This window comes from Candidatus Pelagibacter sp. Uisw_130 (genome assembly GCF_047722505.1).
GTDB lineage: Bacteria > Pseudomonadota > Alphaproteobacteria > Pelagibacterales > Pelagibacteraceae > Pelagibacter.
Genome location: NZ_CP159814.1, coordinates 1333187 through 1349979 on the forward strand (window position 1 = coordinate 1333187; position 16793 = coordinate 1349979).

Genomic DNA, 16793 nt, shown 5'->3' on the forward strand with positions numbered 1-16793 from the left:
TGTTAATAAAAAACTAATTTAATGAATAAAAAACCCATAATTTTAGGAATTGAAACAAGCTGTGATGAAACAGCTGCCTCTATCATAACTGAAAATGAGCAAGGTATGCCAACAATATTATCAAGTATTGTTTCTAGTCAGGTAGATGTTCATAAAGAATTTGGCGGCGTTGTGCCTGAACTTGCTGCAAGATCCCATATAGAAAAAATAGACTTAATCACAAAAAAAGCACTTGAAGAAAGTGGAGTAAAAATGAAAGATCTAGATGCAATAGCAGCAACGGCAGGACCTGGTCTTATGGTTTGTCTGTCTGTTGGTTTAAGTTTTGGAAAAGCAATGGCTTCTTCACTAAACAAACCTTTTATAGCTGTTAATCATTTAGAAGGACATGCATTAAGCCCAAAACTAAATTCTGAATTAAGTTATCCTTATTTATTACTTTTAATCTCTGGAGGTCATACTCAATTTTTAAGTGTGCAAGGTTTAGGAAATTATAAAAGATTAGGGACAACTATTGATGATGCTGTTGGTGAAGCATTTGATAAAACGGCAAAACTATTAGGAATAGAGTTTCCTGGTGGGCCACAAATTGAGGTATATGCAAAAAAAGGTGATCCCAATAAATATGAGCTACCAAAACCAATTTTTCATAAAGGAGGATGTAATTTATCATTTGCGGGTTTAAAAACTGCTGTGTTAAAAATATCTAAACAGATTAAAACTGATCAAGAAAAATATGATCTTGCAGCATCTTTTCAAAAAACAGTTGAAGAAATACTATATAAAAAAAGTAAAATAGCTTTTGAAGAATTTAAAAAAATGAACACAACAAGTAAAAATAAATTTGTAGTTGCAGGTGGTGTTGCTGCAAATAAAAGAATTAGAGAAGTTCTAACTAATCTTTCTAAAGAAGAAGATTTTGAAGCAATATTTCCACCTATTAATTTGTGTGGAGATAATGCTGCAATGATTGCAATGGTTGGATTGGAAAAATTTAAACTAAAACAGTTTAGTAAATTAGATAGTCCTGTAAAACCTAGATGGCCCCTAGATGCAGATGCTGCTTTTTTAAAGGGCGCTGGAGTAAGGTTATAATGCAGTACTGGTTAATGAAATCAGAACCTGATGTTTGGTCAATTGATGAGCAAAAAAAGGCTGGCGCTAAAGGTGCTCCTTGGGATGGAGTAAGAAATTACCAAGCAGCTAAAAATTTGAAAGGAATGAAAAAAGGAGACCTTTGTTTTTTTTATCACTCAAATATAGGTAAAGAAATTGTTGGTATAGTTGAAGTTATTAAGGAGGCTTTCTTAGACAAAACTGACAAAGATGGACGATTTGTTGCTGTTCAAGTAAAGTTTAAAGAAAAATTAAAGAAAAGTGTAACTCTCGAAGAAGTTAAAAAAACTAAGTCTCTTAGCCATTTATCGCTTATTAAACAAAGTAGATTATCCGTTATGCCCATAGACTCTAAAAGCTGGAAAATTTTAAATAAGATGAGTAATATTTAGAAATTCATGCCAAAAAAAAAATCAATATCAAAAGGTAAAAAAGTTTCTAAAAAAACTAAGGTTAAAAAAAAAATAAAACCAATCAAAAAAAAAATTGAAGAAAAAGAATTAATCATAAAAACTAAACCTGAATGGGTAAAAAGTGCCCTAGTGAATAAAACAAAATATCAAAAAAAATACTCAGACTCGATTAAAAATAACAATGATTTTTGGAAGAGAGAGGGAAAAAGAATAACTTGGATTAAACCATATAAAAAAATTAAAGACGTAAAATACAGCAAAAAAGAAGTTAAAATTAAATGGTATGAAGATGGAACATTAAATGCTTCTGCCAATTGTATAGACCGTCATCTTAAAGATAAAAGAGATAAAACAGCTATTATTTGGGTGGGTGATGATCCAAAAGATACTAAAAAAATTTCGTACAAACAATTACATAATGAAGTTTCTAGAGCTGCAAATGGTTTAAGAAAAATAGGAATTAAAAAAGGTGATCGAGTTACGATTTATTTAACTATGATTCCAGAACTTGCAGTAACAATGCTGGCTTGTGCTAGAATTGGTGCAGTTCACTCTATTATTTTTGGTGGATTTTCAGCAGACTCTATTTCTGGCAGAGTTAATGACTGCGATTCACATTATATCATTACTGCAGATGAAGGTGTTAGAGGTGGGAAAACTATTCCACTAAAAGCAATCACCGATGAAGCATTAAAAAAATGTCCTGAAGTTAAAAAATGTATAGTTGTAAAAAGGACTGGAAATAAAATTGATTGGGTTAAAGGAAGAGATGTTTGGTATGACGATTTAATTAAAGATATGTCAACTAAATGTGAACCTGAGGAAATGAATGCAGAGGATCCTTTGTTTATTCTCTATACATCTGGTTCTACTGGAAAGCCAAAAGGAGTTTTACATACAACAGGTGGATATATGGTTTATGCATCCATGACCCATCAATATATTTTTAACTATAAACCAAAAGATATTTATTGGTGTACAGCTGATATTGGTTGGGTTACTGGCCATAGTTATATAATTTATGGTCCTCTTGCTAATGGTGCAACAACAATAATGTTCGAAGGAATTCCAACCTATCCAGACAGTTCAAGATGGTGGCAAATTATTGATAAATATAAAGTTAATATTTTTTATACAGCGCCCACTGCTATTAGAGCTTTAATGAGAGAGGGTGATAAGCCTGTTAAGAAAACTTCAAGAAAATCCTTAAAATTATTAGGAACTGTTGGTGAGCCCATTAATCCTGAGGCTTGGATGTGGTATTATAAAACAGTTGGAAATTCTAAATGTCCAATTGTTGATACATGGTGGCAAACCGAAACAGGTGGAATTTTAATTAGCCCTCAAACAGGAGCTATGAATTTAAAACCTGGTTCTGCAAGTAAACCTTTTTATGGAATTAAGCCCTCTATAGTTGATAAAGATGGTAAAGAAATCAAGGGAGCTGGTGAAGGAAGGTTGTGCATTTCTCAATCTTGGCCTGGACAAATGAGAACTGTGTACGGTGATCACCAAAGATTTATTGATACTTATTTTTCTCAGTTTGATGGAAAATATTTTACAGGTGATGGGGCTAAAAGAGATAAAGATGGCTACTACTGGATAACTGGTCGCGTAGATGATGTAATTATTGTCTCTGGTCATAACCTTGGAACTGCTGAAATAGAAAGTGCTTTCGTTGCTCATCCAAAAGTTGCTGAAGCTGCTGTAGTTGGATATCCACACGATATTAAAGGTAATGGTCTTTACTGCTATGTAACTCTAAATGTTGGGGAGATAGCCGATTTAGATCTTGAAAGAGATTTAAAACTTTGGGTAAGAAAACAAATTGGAGCACTTGCCACACCTGATATTATTCATTTTTCTCCTGGTCTTCCAAAAACAAGATCTGGGAAAATTATGAGGAGAATTTTAAGAAAAATTGCTGCTAATGAACATGATCAATTAGGAGACACAACAACTTTAGCTGATCCCAGTGTTGTACAAAGTTTGGTGGATAATAGAAAAAATATTTAAAATTCGATTAACTTCTCAAATTCTTTTTTAATAATATCCCATTTTAATATCATAGAATTTAAAACAATTTTTCGATCTAAAGTTTTAAGCTCTTCAGCTATTGGGGCCCATTTGTACAATGACAATGCACTAGGATTAAAGGGTAAATCTTTATAATAAATCTCCCAGTTTATGTTTTGGACTCTTTCATTAAAAGTTTTTTTTGCTTCTTCAATAATATCAACTGGCATCTTATTAGAAATTTCACTATCTAAAATTTTAGAAAAAATTTCTTTAGAGTCGTCAATGTTTTGGTAATTAAAATTAACTTTTAAATATGAGAACGTAAATAATGTCAAATCCTGTAAAGCAACAGAATAAATATTCCATTTTGCAATATCAAGAGATGACATGAACACATCATTGTCAAAATGAAGAACATATCTTGTGCCCATTCTAGTTTTTAAATAATTATACAAAGTAACTTGTGTTACCCACGCAGATTTTGTTTGGATAAAGTGTTCAAGCTCATTTAAATTCTTAATTTTTTTCTTTGGGATAAAAGCCCTAAACATAGCAAACAAGTAAACTTTAAAATCATTAAACGATATGTCTCTCCAAGAGAGTTTATATTTTTGCATAAAAATTCATATATATATGGCCATTTTATCTTAAATAGGTAAGTAAATAAGCACTTAATATGAACAATTTTAAGTCTTTTAAAAACTCACAGAATGGTTATGGTTTCAAAGTTATAACTAAAATAGAGAGGTATAAATGTCAAACGCAACAAAACACTGGGAAAAGACTAGGTCATTGTTATTCGTAACACTGGCTATTTGGTTTGTTTTCTCAATCGGCATCTTCCTTTTTGCAGCTGAAATGAATGAGGTTACAGGACCTTTCGGTTATCCATGGACATATTGGTTTACATGTCAAGGATCTCTTGGAATTTTTGTAATTTTATGTTTCTGGTTTGCTAATAGGCAAGAAAAAATCGATGAAGAATTCGGCTTCAACGAGAGAGGAGATCAATAATGATTAAAGGTAAATTTATAGACAATTTGCCAAAAGTTTACGGAATCTATACAGGAGGTTTTATAGGTTTCATAATCTTAATGGCAATTGGTGAACAGATGGGTATGACTGCTAAAGCAATAGGTGTTGCTTTTGTGGCCTTTACAATATTCATCTATGCATTGATCGGTTATCTATCAAGAACAGCTCAAGCAGATGCATATTACGTGGCCGGAAGACAAGTGCCTACCGTATTCAATGGAATGGCGACAGCAGCAGACTGGATGTCTGGTGCTTCATTCGTTGCAATGGCAGGTGGTATTTACTTTAAAGGTTACGGATATATGGCTCTACTTGTTGGTTGGACTGGTGGTTATATATTGGTTGCAACTTTATTAGCACCATACTTAAGAAAATTTGGCTGTTACACAGTTCCAGATTTTGTAGGTACAAGATACGGTGGTAATTTAGCAAGATTTTGCGCAGTAATAGTTTTAACTGTTGCTTCGTTCACTTATGTGACTGCTCAGATTAACGCTACAGGTACTATTGCATCTGTTGCTCTAGATATCGACTTTAAATACGCTGTATATATTGGACTAATAAGTATTTTACTTTGTTCAATGTTAGGGGGTATGAGAGCGGTAACTTGGACACAGGTTGCACAATATATCGTGCTAATTATAGCTTACTTACTTCCAATTTTTTGGATCAGTAACAAATTAGGTGCGGGTTTCTTCCCTCACTTTATGTTGGCTGATGAAGTGGCTAGAATTGGTGAGTTAGAGCAACAGTTTGGTTTTATTAAAAACTCTGCTGCTGATCTAGCAACGGTACCTAAAGGGTTAGCTGGAATAACTAAAGCACACTCTGCAGTAAATGCTACGCCTTGGGCATTTATTTCATTAGCACTAGCGATGATGATGGGAACAGCATCATTACCACACGTGATGATGAGATACTTTACTACTCCAAGCGTAAAAGCTGCAAGAAAATCAGTTGGTTGGTCTTTATTCTTCATCTTCCTTCTGTATTCTTCTGCACCAATGTTAGCAACGCTATCTAAACTATCATTAATTGATCCGACTTTACCAACTGGTATTATCGGTAAATCATTTGCTGAGGTTCAAGCTTTGTCGTGGTTCCAAAACTGGAACAGTGCAAACTTGATGTTCATCAGTGACTTTAACGGTAATGGAACTCTTGAATTAAATGAGTTTTTCATGGGCGGTAAAGCAGTTGTGTTAGCAACTCCAGAAATAGCTGGATTACCATATGTAATCTCAGGTCTGGTTGCTGCTGGAGGTATGGCTGCTGCCATGTCAACAGCTGATGGTTTGATTCTAGCAATTGCTAATGCGATCTCTCATGATGTTTATTACAAAATGATTGATCCAAAAGCAGAGACTGCAAAAAGACTACTTGTTGCAAGGGTATTACTTGTAGTAATTGGTTTTGCTGGAGCAACTATTGCGGCAATGGAGATCCAAGGTATCTTAGGTTCAGTCATCTGGGCTTTTGACTTTGCGATGTCTGGATTGTTCTTCCCGCTTGTACTTGGTGTATGGTGGAAAAGAGCAAACAGAGAAGGTGCTGTTGCTGGTATGGTTTTAGGTCTTGGTTCTGCTATTTGGTACCTAGTTTGGGTACGAACTGGTGGAAGTGGGTTCTTAGGACTTACTCAGTTAACATTTGGTATCTTCGGAGCAGCTGTTAGTTTTGTATCAATGGTGGTAGTAAGTTTAATGACTTCTGCACCTGATGCTACAATTCAAAAAATGGTTGATGAAGTTCGTATACCGAGTGGAAGAACTGTCACTGGTAAATAGAACTAATAAATCTTAATTTTAGGGGCGATTAATTTCGCCCCTTTTAATTCAGTCTTTTTTCAAATATAAATTTTAAATGTCAGCTAACTTTCATCCTTTAGTTTATCTTATAGATTATCTCCTTGGAATTATCATGTGGACTTTGATAGGAAGAGTTGCGATGAATATTTTTCAAAAAGAAGATTCAGAGTTTTTTTTCATGAAAGTATTTGTCAAATATACAAATCCTATAATAAAAATATTTAAGCCTATAACCCCATCTTTTATCATAGGCCCTTTAGTTCCTATATATGTAGCCTGGTTCTTCTATATGGTTAGATTTTACTTTATGCCTTGGATCTTAGGATATTCTGTGATGGGTATGCTATCATTTCCTCTAGAAAGTGAACTTTCTAAGCAAATTTACCAACTTTTTAATTCAATTAGATTTTAAAAATTGGTACTAGTAGAACTAGCAATCAATGAAAAAAATAAAAATTTCACCCTCAATTTTATCTGCTGATTTTAGTCAATTAGGAAATGAAATTAAAAAACTTGAGGAGGGTGGTGCTGATATGATTCATGTGGATGTGATGGATGGCCATTTTGTTCCAAATTTAACAATGGGGCCTCCAATTATTAAAACTTTAAGAGAATATACAAAACTACCATTTGATGTTCATTTAATGATTTCTCCCGTACATAAATATATTAAAGATTATGCAGATGCGGGAGCAGACATTATAACAATACATCCAGAGGCTACTGAGAATTTAAAAAGTTCAGTAGAGCATATTAAAAGTTTAAATAAAAAAGTAGGTGTTTCTCTAAACCCAGAAACTAAAATTAGTTTAGTAACTGACTTATTAAATGAGATCGATTTAGTTTTGATTATGAGTGTCAATCCTGGATTTGGAGGACAAAAATTCATGCCTGAAGTATTAGAAAAAATTAAAGAATTAAAAAAAATAAAAGATCAAAAAAATTTAAAGTTTGATATTGAGATTGATGGTGGAATTAATTTTGATAACAATAAATTAGCTATCAAAGCTGGCGCTAATATTTTAGTTTCTGGTACAACTATATTTAAAAACAACAATGGAAATATAAAAAAAAATATAGAGCTTCTAAAATCAAGTTAAAATAATGATTTTAAATAACTCCTTTATTTTTTTAAAAAAAAAAATTCGTTCTTTCTATTTAAATTCTAATATCTATAATAAAAAAATTACTCCTACGATAATAAGTCCTTTAGAATATCAACCTAGCACTAACCTGCTGGATTCTCTTATAAAATATGATAAGAGAAAAATTAATATTAAAAACTATTCATTAAATAATATTTGGGACAACAAAGATCTAAAAGAAAAAGATCATAATAATTTAAATAGTTTTTTTTGGTTATTTAGTCTGGATTTAAAATCTTCAAAGAAAGATACTCAAGGAGTAATACAGCAATGGATGGGTAAATATTATAAATACAACTCAAAAAGTTGGGAATTAGATATACTTTCAAAAAGAATAATTGCTTGGATATCAAATACAAAGCTTACATATGAAGATGGTACTTCACAATATCAAAAGAGCTTCAATGGAGTTATAAAAAAACAGATTAATTATCTAGTCGATGAAATTGATCGATCTGAGTGGGTTGATAACAAATTAATAGGTTGTTCTGCAATTATTTTAGCTGGTTTATCCTATCAAGATAAAGACAATTATTTAAACAAAGGATTAGATTTATTAAAAAAATTTGTAAAATTTTCTTTAGATAACGATGGTTTTCCAAAATCTAGAAACATAAGACAGTTAAATTTTTATTTAAAATATTTTATCTTAATTCGAGAGTGGTTAAAGGAGTCGCAAAGTGAAATACCTGACTATATTAATGAGAATATTTATTATTTAGGTCAAGCTTACGCATTTACTTGGAAGAACAATAAAGTTGATCTACTATTTAATGGTAATCATGAAGCAAAGAATAATGATTTTGATCATTACTTAAAAAAATTAGGATATAATTTTAAATCTGTAAATAATGAAATAGGAGGATATGCGATTCTCAATAATAAAAAGCATTCCCTAATAATGGATGTTGGTGCTAGTCCAGATAAAAAATTTTCATCCAATTACCAAGCAGGGGCTTTATCCTTTGAAATAATATCAAATGGGAAAAAACTGATTTGCAATTCGGGGTATTATCAAGATTATAATCACCAGTTAAACGATCTATCAAAATCTAGTGCGATACATAGTTCATTAATTATAGATGACACTTCATCATGCAAGTTTAATAAAACCAAAAATAAAAGTTCTAAAATTACACAAAATCTAAAAATATTAAAAAAAAATATTATATTTGAGAAAAATTATTGGAAAATTAATGCCACACACGATGGTTATTTAAAACAATACGGGATCATTCATGAAAGAAATATAGAATTTTATCCAGAACAGTTTAAATTCGTAGGTCACGATAAAATAATTTCTAAAAATGGAATTAAAAATTTAAAATTTGAAATTAGATTTCACTTAGAACCGAATACTAAAGTGATGAAGACCCAGGATAACAGGTCAGTATTAATTGATCTTAGTGGAGATGGGTGGAAGTTTAACTCTAATAACAACCCAATCAATATTGATAACGGCCTATATTTTGGTAAAAAAAATTCTATTTCAGATAATCAAAATATATTGATTTCAGGAATGACTAATGGTGAAAATCAAACTATAAAGTGGGAAATTACTAAATTATAATGAAAAAAATTAAAAAAGCTCTTATTTCAGTATCTGATAAAAAAAATTTAGGTAGCCTTTTAAAAGTTTTAGCTAAATACAAAATTGAGTTAATTAGCTCTGGAGGTACCTATAAAGAAATAAAGAAGCTTAAATTTAAATGTCTGGAAGTGTCTAAATATACAGGTTCACCAGAAATCCTTGGTGGTAGAGTTAAGACCCTGCACCCAAAAATTCATGCGGGTATATTAAGCAAAAGAAATGACAAATCTCACTTAAAGGAACTAAAAGCTAATCAATATGATGAAATTGACCTTGTTATTGTTAACTTTTACCCTTTTGAAAAAACTTTAGAACAAACAACTAATCATTCAAAAATAATAGAAAATATTGATGTTGGGGGTCCCACAATGGTTAGGGCAGCAGCAAAAAACTATAACGACGTTACGGTTATTACATCTTCAAATCAATACGAGAATCTAATTAATGAATTGGAAAATAATAAAGGATCAACATCTATCGAGTATAGAGAAAAAATGTCTTTAGAGGCCTTCTCTGAGACGGCTTATTATGATGCTGTAATTTCTAACTATTTTAATAAAATTAAAAAAAACAATTTCCCAAAAAAGAAAATTATTTATGGAAACTTAATTGAAAAATTAAGATATGGAGAAAACCCACATCAACAAGCTGCAATTTATTCTAAAACTCAAAATCTTAATATTAAGCAAATTCATGGTAAGCAGTTAAGCTATAATAATTATAATGATATTTTTTCAGCATTAACAATATCAAAATCTTTACCTAAAAACTCTGGAACAGTTATAGTAAAACACGCAAACCCTTGTGGTGTTTCGATTAATAAAGATAGTTTAAAAAGTTATAAATTGGCTCTTGCTTCTGATCCTGTTAGTGCTTTTGGTGGAATAGTTTCGTGTAATTTCAAAATAAATAAAACTTTAGCATTAGAGCTTAATAAAATTTTCTTAGAGGTTGTCATTGCCAATGGTTTTGAGACTGATGCTTTAAAGATTTTTAAAAAGAAAAAAAATATAAGAATTATTGATGCATCAGAATTTATGATGAAAGATTTAATTAAATTTGGCTCTGTAAATGAATCTATTTTAGTACAATCTGAAGATTTAAAAGTATTTAAACCTAAGGATTTTAAAATCGTTTCTAAACAAAGACCAAATAAATCTCAGTTAAAAAATTTAATTTTTGCATTTAATGTTTGTAGATATGTAAAATCGAATGCAATTGTTCTTGCCAGTCAAGAAGCAACCGTTGGTATTGGTTCTGGGCAACCTAGTAGACTTGATAGCTGTCAAATTGCTATAAATAAAATGAATAAGTTTCAAAAGTTAAATGAAGATGTTGTGGCAGCTTCTGATGCATTTTTTCCATTTGTAGATGGTATTGAAAAATTAGTACAGTCAGGGGTTTCAGCTGTAATACAGCCTTCTGGATCAATTAGAGACAAAGAGATAATAAAATTTGCAAACCAAACCGGTACTATTTTAGTTTTTTCTAAAACAAGACATTTTAGACATTAAAAATTTGATCAATTTTAGCTGCTAAAATAAAATCATTTTCTGACAGTCCTTCAATAGCGTGAGTAGTAATTATAATTTTAGCATATCCCCAACCAAATGAGATATCTGGATGATGATTTTCATTTTCTGATATTTCACCAACTTTATTTATAAAATTTTGACTATTAATAAAATTCTTAAAAGTAAAATTTTTCTCTAAAAAATATATTTCTTTTGCATTTTTTTTAACATTCCAACCATCAACTTTTTTTTGATATTTGTGAATTTCACTAATATCAAAGGGCAAAATTCCACCTTCACATGGTACACATTTTTTATTAAGTAAGTCACTCATTAATTAGTATTTTTTAAAATTTTGGAGCGGGTCAAGGGAATCGAACCCTCTACCTAATCGTTGGCAACGATTCGCTCTACCAATGAGCTAGACCCGCTTATAAAAAACAATATAAATAGACGGTTTTTTTAGTTCAATCAATAATAAAGTTTTTGATTAGTATATAGATCTGCAAAAATTTGCTAAAAGAAAGAATGAAAAAACATGATTTACCAAAAACTATCCCTGTCTTTCCATTAAGTAACTTTATTATATTTCCATATACAACAGTTCCATTAAATATATTTGAACCAAGATATATTGAAATGATTAATGATAGCATGAAAACAAATAAGATGATTGGTTTGATTCAGCCAAAAAATAATAACGATAGTTTAATCCCCGGTCTTCATAAGATTGGCTGTTTAGGTAAAATAACTAATTTTAAAGATACATCAGATGGTAGATATATGGTCGACCTAATTGGAATAACACGGTTTGAGATAACTAAAGAAATTAAAAACACAAAACCTTACCGTATTTGTGAAACCAATTATGATAATTTTGAACTCGATTTAACTCCTGAAAAAAAGAAATTAAAATTTTCTGATCTTGAATTAATATTCAAAGATTTAAAATTATTATTTGAAAAAAAGGGATATATTATAAATTGGAAATCTTTAGAGAAACAAGATTTGAATGAAACGATAAATGCCCTAGCAATGGCCTCCCCTTTTTCACTAGAAGAAAAACAAATTTTATTAGAAAGTAAAAATTTAGAAGCACGAAAAGATAAAATTTCAGAAATATTAAGTACTTATAGTTTTGATGATTTTCACAATACAACTATTCAGTAAGCTTAAAAATTTATCCCTGTGTCAGCTAGTTTAATAAAATAATTATTTAAATTCTTATTTTTTCCAATACTTTTAAGAATTTTGGTAAAGCTTTTATTTTGAACTTTTTTATCCAAGTTAAAAGATTCATAAATTAAATCTATTGCTTTAGAAAAAACAAAGTTTTTATCTTTCGTTTTTTTTTCGAACTCATCTAATACCAATGAATCTAATTGCAAACCCAATTCAATTTTGTCTTCAATAATTTTAGATAGAATTTTAAGATCCCGTATTGTCATATTAAATCCTTGTCCTGCTAATGGATGTACTCTGTGAAGCATATCTCCAAAAGCTAAAATATTTTTATGATGATAATTTCTTAAATTTGAAGAACTTAACTCAAAACTATTTAATTTATCAATTTTATTAATTTTATATTTAGTGTTATTTTTATTAATTAAATCTATTACGTCATTATTATCAAATTTTTTATTCTTAATATCTATTGAATATACTACAGATGTTTCGGTGTTAGAGATTGGTAAAAATGCAATTGGACCTTGCTTTGTAAAAATTTGAGTTGCCGTATAATTTTCTATTTTTTTGTGTTTTAAAATAGTGGTATAAGCAAGGTTATGATAATTTTTACTAATTTTTTTTGTAAAATATTTTTTTGCTAAGAAATTACTTGCATCACAATTAATTATTAAATCATATTTTTTTTTATTTAAAGACTCTTCATTAATATCTTTTTTTAATATTATTTTTTTAAAAAGTTTACTTTTAATAAGGTTGCTATTTAATGATTTTAAAAGTTTATCATTTTTTATGACATAAAATAGATCATTATTATCATTCTCAAATTTCAATAAATTTTCTGTATCTATTTTGTCTGTATAAATTTCTATTTTATTTATTTTCCAGTAATTATTTTTTGAAATTTGAAAAATTTTTTCTTTAAAAAATTCTAAATTACTTTTGGATATTCCTATTGTTCTATTGGAAGAAAAATTACCATTTTCACTTTTGTGATAATAATGAACATTTATTTTTTTATTTATAAGGTTTTTAGCTAAAGATAGAGCAGATAGACCTTCACCAATAATACAAACATTCATAATAATTTTAATTTTAACAATAAAAATTAGATGATACAAAGTGATTAATTAGACTCATTTATTTATGGAATTTAAAAAATTAGCCAACAATACAATCAATTTTGGCATAAAAAGAATTATCGAAACAGCTGGTATTGCTCTTTTTTTAATTGGCCTTCTTTTACTAGTTTCTCTTGCAACTTTTTCTCCTGACGACCCTAATTTTATTTTTCCAGATAATACTGAAATTAAAAATTTACTTGGTTTTAACGGAAGTTACACAGCTGATCTTTTTTTTCAAACCTTTGGACTCATTGCTTTATTAATTCCATTTACACTTATATTTTCTGGTATGAATATAATTCTAAATAAGAAAATTTTTTTAATATTTGAAAGTATTTTCTATTCAGTTCTTTATTCTTTATTTGGTTCTCTATTTTTTTCTTTTTTTTATCCTACCGCTTTCAACCTTTATATTAATGGAAATGGTGGTTTTATTGGAAAATATTTAGAGTCAACTTTTTTAACTTCTTTAATTAATATTAATTCTCAAATCTCTTATTACTTTTTCATTTTAATTATCTCTGTTTTATTTTTAATTAGTGTCCATTTTAAAATTAATTACTTTTATAAGATAATAAATAAACTTTTTAGGTTAATCTTTATAAAAAAAGAAAGGAGCTACACTAATCAAAATGAAATAATTAGTGAGTTTATACCACAAGAAGAAATTACAAATTTAATTCAAGAAGATTTACCTTTTATAAAAAATGAAAATAAATCTATTAATAAAAAAATACGTTTCAAACTACCTACAATTAATTTAATTAAAATCCCTACTCAAAAAGATAAAGAAAAATTAAAAGATGAAGATTATATTGATAGTGAGTTTTTAGAAAAAATCTTATTAGATTTTGGGGTTAGTGGAGATATCAAGAAGGTTAGTCATGGTCCTGTGGTAACATTAAATGAATTTGAACCAGCAGCTGGTGTTAAGGTATCAAAAATTATTAATCTCTCAGATGACATCGCTCGAAATACTAGCTCTGAATCTGCAAGAATTGCTACTATCCCAGGTCGTAGCACTATCGGAATAGAGCTTCCAAATTCTAGTCGTGAGAATGTTTATTTAAGTGAAATACTCTCTAACTCCGATTTTAATAAAAAAGATATCAGGTTACCAATTGCGCTTGGTAAGAACATTTCCGGCGTTCCTATTGTTGGAGATTTAGCTTCTATGCCTCATTTGTTAATTGCTGGAACTACTGGATCAGGTAAATCTGTTTGCATAAATACTATTATTTTATCTCTACTTTACAGACACACACCAGATAAATGTAAATTCATACTAATTGATCCAAAAATGCTTGAACTATCAACCTATGAAGGCATACCTCACTTATTATGTCCTGTGATTACTGAGGCAAAAAAAGCTGCTTCTGTTTTAGGTTGGGTTGTAAAAGAGATGGAAAATAGATACCGACTTATGACCAAAGAAGGGGTGCGTAATATTGATGGCTACAATGCCAAGCACACTTTGGCTATGCCCTATATAGTTGTTGTAGTAGATGAAATGTCTGACCTAATGCTTGTTGCTGGTAAGGAAATAGAAAATTATATTCAGAAATTATCACAAATGGCTAGAGCTGCTGGAATTCATATTATAATGGCCACACAAAGACCAAGTGTTGATGTCATTACAGGAACCATCAAAGCAAATTTTCCAACAAGAATATCTTTTCAAGTAACATCAAAGATAGATAGCAGAACAATTTTAGGTGAACAAGGTGCGGAACAACTGCTTGGTAAAGGAGATATGCTTTATATGTCTTCTGCAAATAAGATCGTTAGAATTCATGCTCCATTTGTATCAGAAAGTGAAATTGAAAAAGTTAACAATTATTTAAGAAGTCAAGCAGAGCCAAATTATATAGATGAAATCTTAAATTTTGTAGATGAGAAAGAATTAAGTGGAGAAGCATCTAGCTCTGGTGATAAAGATGAATTGTACCAGGCAGCACTTGATATTATTAAATCAGAGGGCAAGGCATCTACCTCATTTTTACAAAGAAAATTGCAGATAGGATATAATAGAGCTGCAAGAATTATTGACATGATGGAAGCTGATGGAGTTGTGAGTAAGGCAAATCATGTGGGTAAAAGAGATGTTCTTTAATGTTTAAAATAATAATTGTTTTAATACTTTTTAGTTTTTATATTCCAGCAAACTCATCACCAAAAGATAAGATAATTTCTCAAATGAAACTTACTAATAATTTAAGTTTCAATTTTATACAAACAATTAAAGATAAAAATGAAGATGGAAAATGTATCATTGAATATCCTAAAAAAATCTTTTGTGAATATAGTAATCCTAGTAAAAAAAAATTAGTATCAAATGGAAAATCTTTAGTTATTAAAACCAGTAACAAAGGAAGTTATTATCGTTATCCACTTAACAAAACTCCTTTAGAATTTTTGCTAGATAAAAAATATCTAATTTCTAAAATAGAAGAATTAGAGCCAAGGGATATTGACAACAAGTACATAAATTTTAAAATTTTTGAGAACAACAATAAGATTAATATTTTTTTTGATAAGAAGGATTTAAATTTAATTGGATGGCAAACCGAAGATATTTATCAAAATTTATCAATAACGTTTATTTCTTCTGTTAAAAAAAACCAAGAGATTAATAGCAAGATTTTTAAATTACCTGAAAATAATTAATCATCTGATTAAGGTTTCAGATTTAAAATTTTTCATACCTCTAGCCAAATAATTTTTTAACGCATTTTTATGATCTAGGGAACAAGTGTGAACCCAAACTCTCTCGCCTCCCATATTAAATGAGTACTTAATTGCTTCACTTAACAAATATCCCCCTAATTTTTTTCCAAAATATTCTTCCAAAATTCCAAAATAAGCAATTTCGGCTTCTTTGTTTTGCTTGTTAAATATCAGTTCAAAATAGCCAGCTATTTCACTTTTATCTTTAAGGATGTATGTAAATAACTGATCATTAGAGATATAATCTGTCCAATTTAACTCTGTCCAAACAAGTCTATCAATCCATTGACAATTCTTACCAATAGTTTTGTAAAAAAATTTATTTAATTGAAAATCTTTTGGGTCGGCGAGCTCTACAGTGTAATTCTTTGAGGGCTTCTTAACTTCTTTTAATGCACCTAGAGACCTTATCTCTAAATAACTTCGATAAATTTTTTTTGTCACTCAACCATTTTTCCAATTTTTTCTCCTCCAAATAAATGGAAGTGTAAATGTGGAACCTCTTGACCGCCATCTTCACTCAAATTTGTTAAAGCTCTATAGCCTTTACCTGTATCTGTTGACATGCCTAACATTTTGGAAACTTTGGTAATAGCTTTGCTTAACGCAACTATCTCTTGATCTGAGGCTCTATTGTTAAAATCATCTAAATCAATGTACTCACCTTTTGGAATAACCAATACGTGTATTTTTTTTTGAGGATTAATATCTTGAAAAGAAAAAACGTAATCATTTTCAAATATTTTTTTACAAGGAATTTCCTTTCTCAAAATTTTTGCAAAAATATTATTTTTGTCATAGCTCATTATCTGCTATTCTTTTCTTCAATACCTGATTGTTTTTTTCTGTCTTCCAACTCTTTTAGGACATCTTCAAACTTAATATCAGCTGCCTCAAGTGTAACTAATATATGATAAATTGTATCTGCTGCTTCATGAACTATGTTAGATTTATCATTTAGGGCCTCTTTAAGTTCACTAAATTCTTCTTCCATTTTATCTATACATTTAGATAGACCACCTGATAATAATGATGAAGTATAAGATTTATCCTCATCCTTCTTATTTTTTCTGTCTCTAATTGTATTTACTAAATTTAATAGATTTTCTGACATGT

Annotated in this window: 18 protein-coding genes and 1 tRNA gene; 12 read left to right on the forward strand and 7 right to left on the reverse strand. The window is 29.6% G+C overall.

Features of this window, described 5'->3' with window-relative positions:
• Positions 1–21 precede the first annotated feature (21 nt).
• The 3 genes from tsaD to acs are packed head-to-tail and all read left to right on the forward strand — an operon-like array spanning position 22 to position 3545.
• On the forward strand, positions 22–1095 hold the full coding sequence (gene tsaD / locus ABXT55_RS07215) for a tRNA (adenosine(37)-N6)-threonylcarbamoyltransferase complex transferase subunit TsaD (RefSeq protein WP_415284629.1): 1074 nt from the start codon (positions 22–24) through the stop codon (positions 1093–1095).
• A complete protein-coding gene (locus ABXT55_RS07220; protein ID WP_415284630.1) occupies positions 1095–1508 on the forward strand; it encodes an EVE domain-containing protein in 414 nt (137 codons plus the stop codon). Before tsaD ends, ABXT55_RS07220 begins: the two co-directional genes overlap by 1 nt.
• A gap of 6 nt (positions 1509–1514) precedes the next feature.
• Positions 1515–3545 (forward strand): acetate--CoA ligase, encoded by a 2031-nt coding sequence (gene acs, locus ABXT55_RS07225; protein WP_415284631.1) that lies wholly within the window; start codon positions 1515–1517, stop codon positions 3543–3545.
• Here the strand turns inward: acs and ABXT55_RS07230 are convergent.
• On the reverse strand, positions 3542–4165 hold the full coding sequence (locus ABXT55_RS07230) for an esterase (protein WP_415284632.1): 624 nt from the start codon (positions 4163–4165) through the stop codon (positions 3542–3544). The genes acs and ABXT55_RS07230 overlap by 4 nt on opposite strands.
• A 136-nt stretch (positions 4166–4301) precedes the next feature.
• Here ABXT55_RS07230 and ABXT55_RS07235 point away from each other — a divergent pair, with 136 nt between their 5' ends.
• The 6 genes from ABXT55_RS07235 (at position 4302) to purH (ending at position 10641) form a co-directional block, all read left to right on the forward strand.
• Positions 4302–4562 (forward strand): DUF4212 domain-containing protein, encoded by a 261-nt coding sequence (locus ABXT55_RS07235; RefSeq protein ID WP_006997592.1) that lies wholly within the window; start codon positions 4302–4304, stop codon positions 4560–4562.
• The gene (locus tag ABXT55_RS07240; protein WP_415284633.1) at positions 4562–6370 is read left to right on the forward strand and encodes a sodium:solute symporter family protein; all 1809 of its coding nucleotides are present in this window, start codon (positions 4562–4564) and stop codon (positions 6368–6370) included. Before ABXT55_RS07235 ends, ABXT55_RS07240 begins: the two co-directional genes overlap by 1 nt.
• Positions 6371–6446: 76 nt before the next feature.
• Positions 6447–6803 carry a hypothetical protein gene (locus ABXT55_RS07245; protein ID WP_415284634.1) on the forward strand — a complete coding sequence of 119 codons (357 nt, stop codon included), beginning with the start codon at positions 6447–6449 and terminating at the stop codon, positions 6801–6803.
• Between the two features lie 28 nt (positions 6804–6831).
• Positions 6832–7491: a ribulose-phosphate 3-epimerase gene (rpe, locus tag ABXT55_RS07250; protein WP_415284635.1), complete on the forward strand. Its 660-nt coding sequence runs from the start codon at positions 6832–6834 to the stop codon at positions 7489–7491.
• A 4-nt stretch (positions 7492–7495) separates the two neighbouring features.
• Entirely contained in the window at positions 7496–9106 is a 1611-nt protein-coding gene (locus ABXT55_RS07255; protein ID WP_415284636.1) for a heparinase II/III-family protein, read from the forward strand.
• Positions 9106–10641, forward strand: a complete 1536-nt coding sequence (purH, locus tag ABXT55_RS07260) for a bifunctional phosphoribosylaminoimidazolecarboxamide formyltransferase/IMP cyclohydrolase (RefSeq protein ID WP_415284637.1) — start codon at positions 9106–9108, stop codon at positions 10639–10641. Before ABXT55_RS07255 ends, purH begins: the two co-directional genes overlap by 1 nt.
• Here purH and ABXT55_RS07265 read toward each other — a convergent pair.
• Both ABXT55_RS07265 and ABXT55_RS07270 read right to left on the reverse strand, forming a co-directional pair.
• Entirely contained in the window at positions 10631–10975 is a 345-nt protein-coding gene (locus ABXT55_RS07265; protein WP_415284638.1) for a 4a-hydroxytetrahydrobiopterin dehydratase, read from the reverse strand. The genes purH and ABXT55_RS07265 overlap by 11 nt on opposite strands.
• Positions 10976–10997: 22 nt before the next feature.
• Positions 10998–11072, reverse strand: a tRNA-Gly gene (locus ABXT55_RS07270).
• A gap of 97 nt (positions 11073–11169) precedes the next feature.
• Between ABXT55_RS07270 and ABXT55_RS07275 the strand changes: the two genes are divergently transcribed.
• Complete coding sequence (locus ABXT55_RS07275; RefSeq protein WP_415284640.1) at positions 11170–11811, forward strand: LON peptidase substrate-binding domain-containing protein; 642 nt, start codon at positions 11170–11172, stop codon at positions 11809–11811.
• A 2-nt stretch (positions 11812–11813) separates the two neighbouring features.
• Here the strand turns inward: ABXT55_RS07275 and ABXT55_RS07280 are convergent, their stop codons facing one another.
• Positions 11814–12908: an FAD-dependent monooxygenase gene (locus ABXT55_RS07280; protein WP_415284641.1), complete on the reverse strand. Its 1095-nt coding sequence runs from the start codon at positions 12906–12908 to the stop codon at positions 11814–11816.
• A gap of 64 nt (positions 12909–12972) precedes the next feature.
• Here ABXT55_RS07280 and ABXT55_RS07285 point away from each other — a divergent pair, with 64 nt between their 5' ends.
• Complete coding sequence (locus ABXT55_RS07285; RefSeq protein ID WP_415284642.1) at positions 12973–15063, forward strand: DNA translocase FtsK 4TM domain-containing protein; 2091 nt, start codon at positions 12973–12975, stop codon at positions 15061–15063.
• Positions 15063–15617 carry a LolA family protein gene (locus ABXT55_RS07290; RefSeq protein ID WP_415284643.1) on the forward strand — a complete coding sequence of 185 codons (555 nt, stop codon included), beginning with the start codon at positions 15063–15065 and terminating at the stop codon, positions 15615–15617. The genes ABXT55_RS07285 and ABXT55_RS07290 overlap by 1 nt, the downstream gene beginning before the upstream one ends.
• Here ABXT55_RS07290 and ABXT55_RS07295 read toward each other — a convergent pair whose 3' ends face one another.
• Genes ABXT55_RS07295 through hisE form a run of 3 tightly spaced genes read right to left on the reverse strand, consistent with a single transcriptional unit; the run spans position 15618 to position 16791 of the window.
• Entirely contained in the window at positions 15618–16121 is a 504-nt protein-coding gene (locus tag ABXT55_RS07295; protein ID WP_415284644.1) for a GNAT family N-acetyltransferase, read from the reverse strand.
• The gene (locus ABXT55_RS07300; protein WP_415284645.1) at positions 16118–16483 is read right to left on the reverse strand and encodes an HIT domain-containing protein; all 366 of its coding nucleotides are present in this window, start codon (positions 16481–16483) and stop codon (positions 16118–16120) included. The genes ABXT55_RS07295 and ABXT55_RS07300 overlap by 4 nt, the downstream gene beginning before the upstream one ends.
• A complete protein-coding gene (gene hisE, locus ABXT55_RS07305; protein ID WP_415284646.1) occupies positions 16483–16791 on the reverse strand; it encodes a phosphoribosyl-ATP diphosphatase in 309 nt (102 codons plus the stop codon). Before hisE ends, ABXT55_RS07300 begins: the two co-directional genes overlap by 1 nt.
• Between the last annotated feature and the right edge of the window lie 2 nt (positions 16792–16793).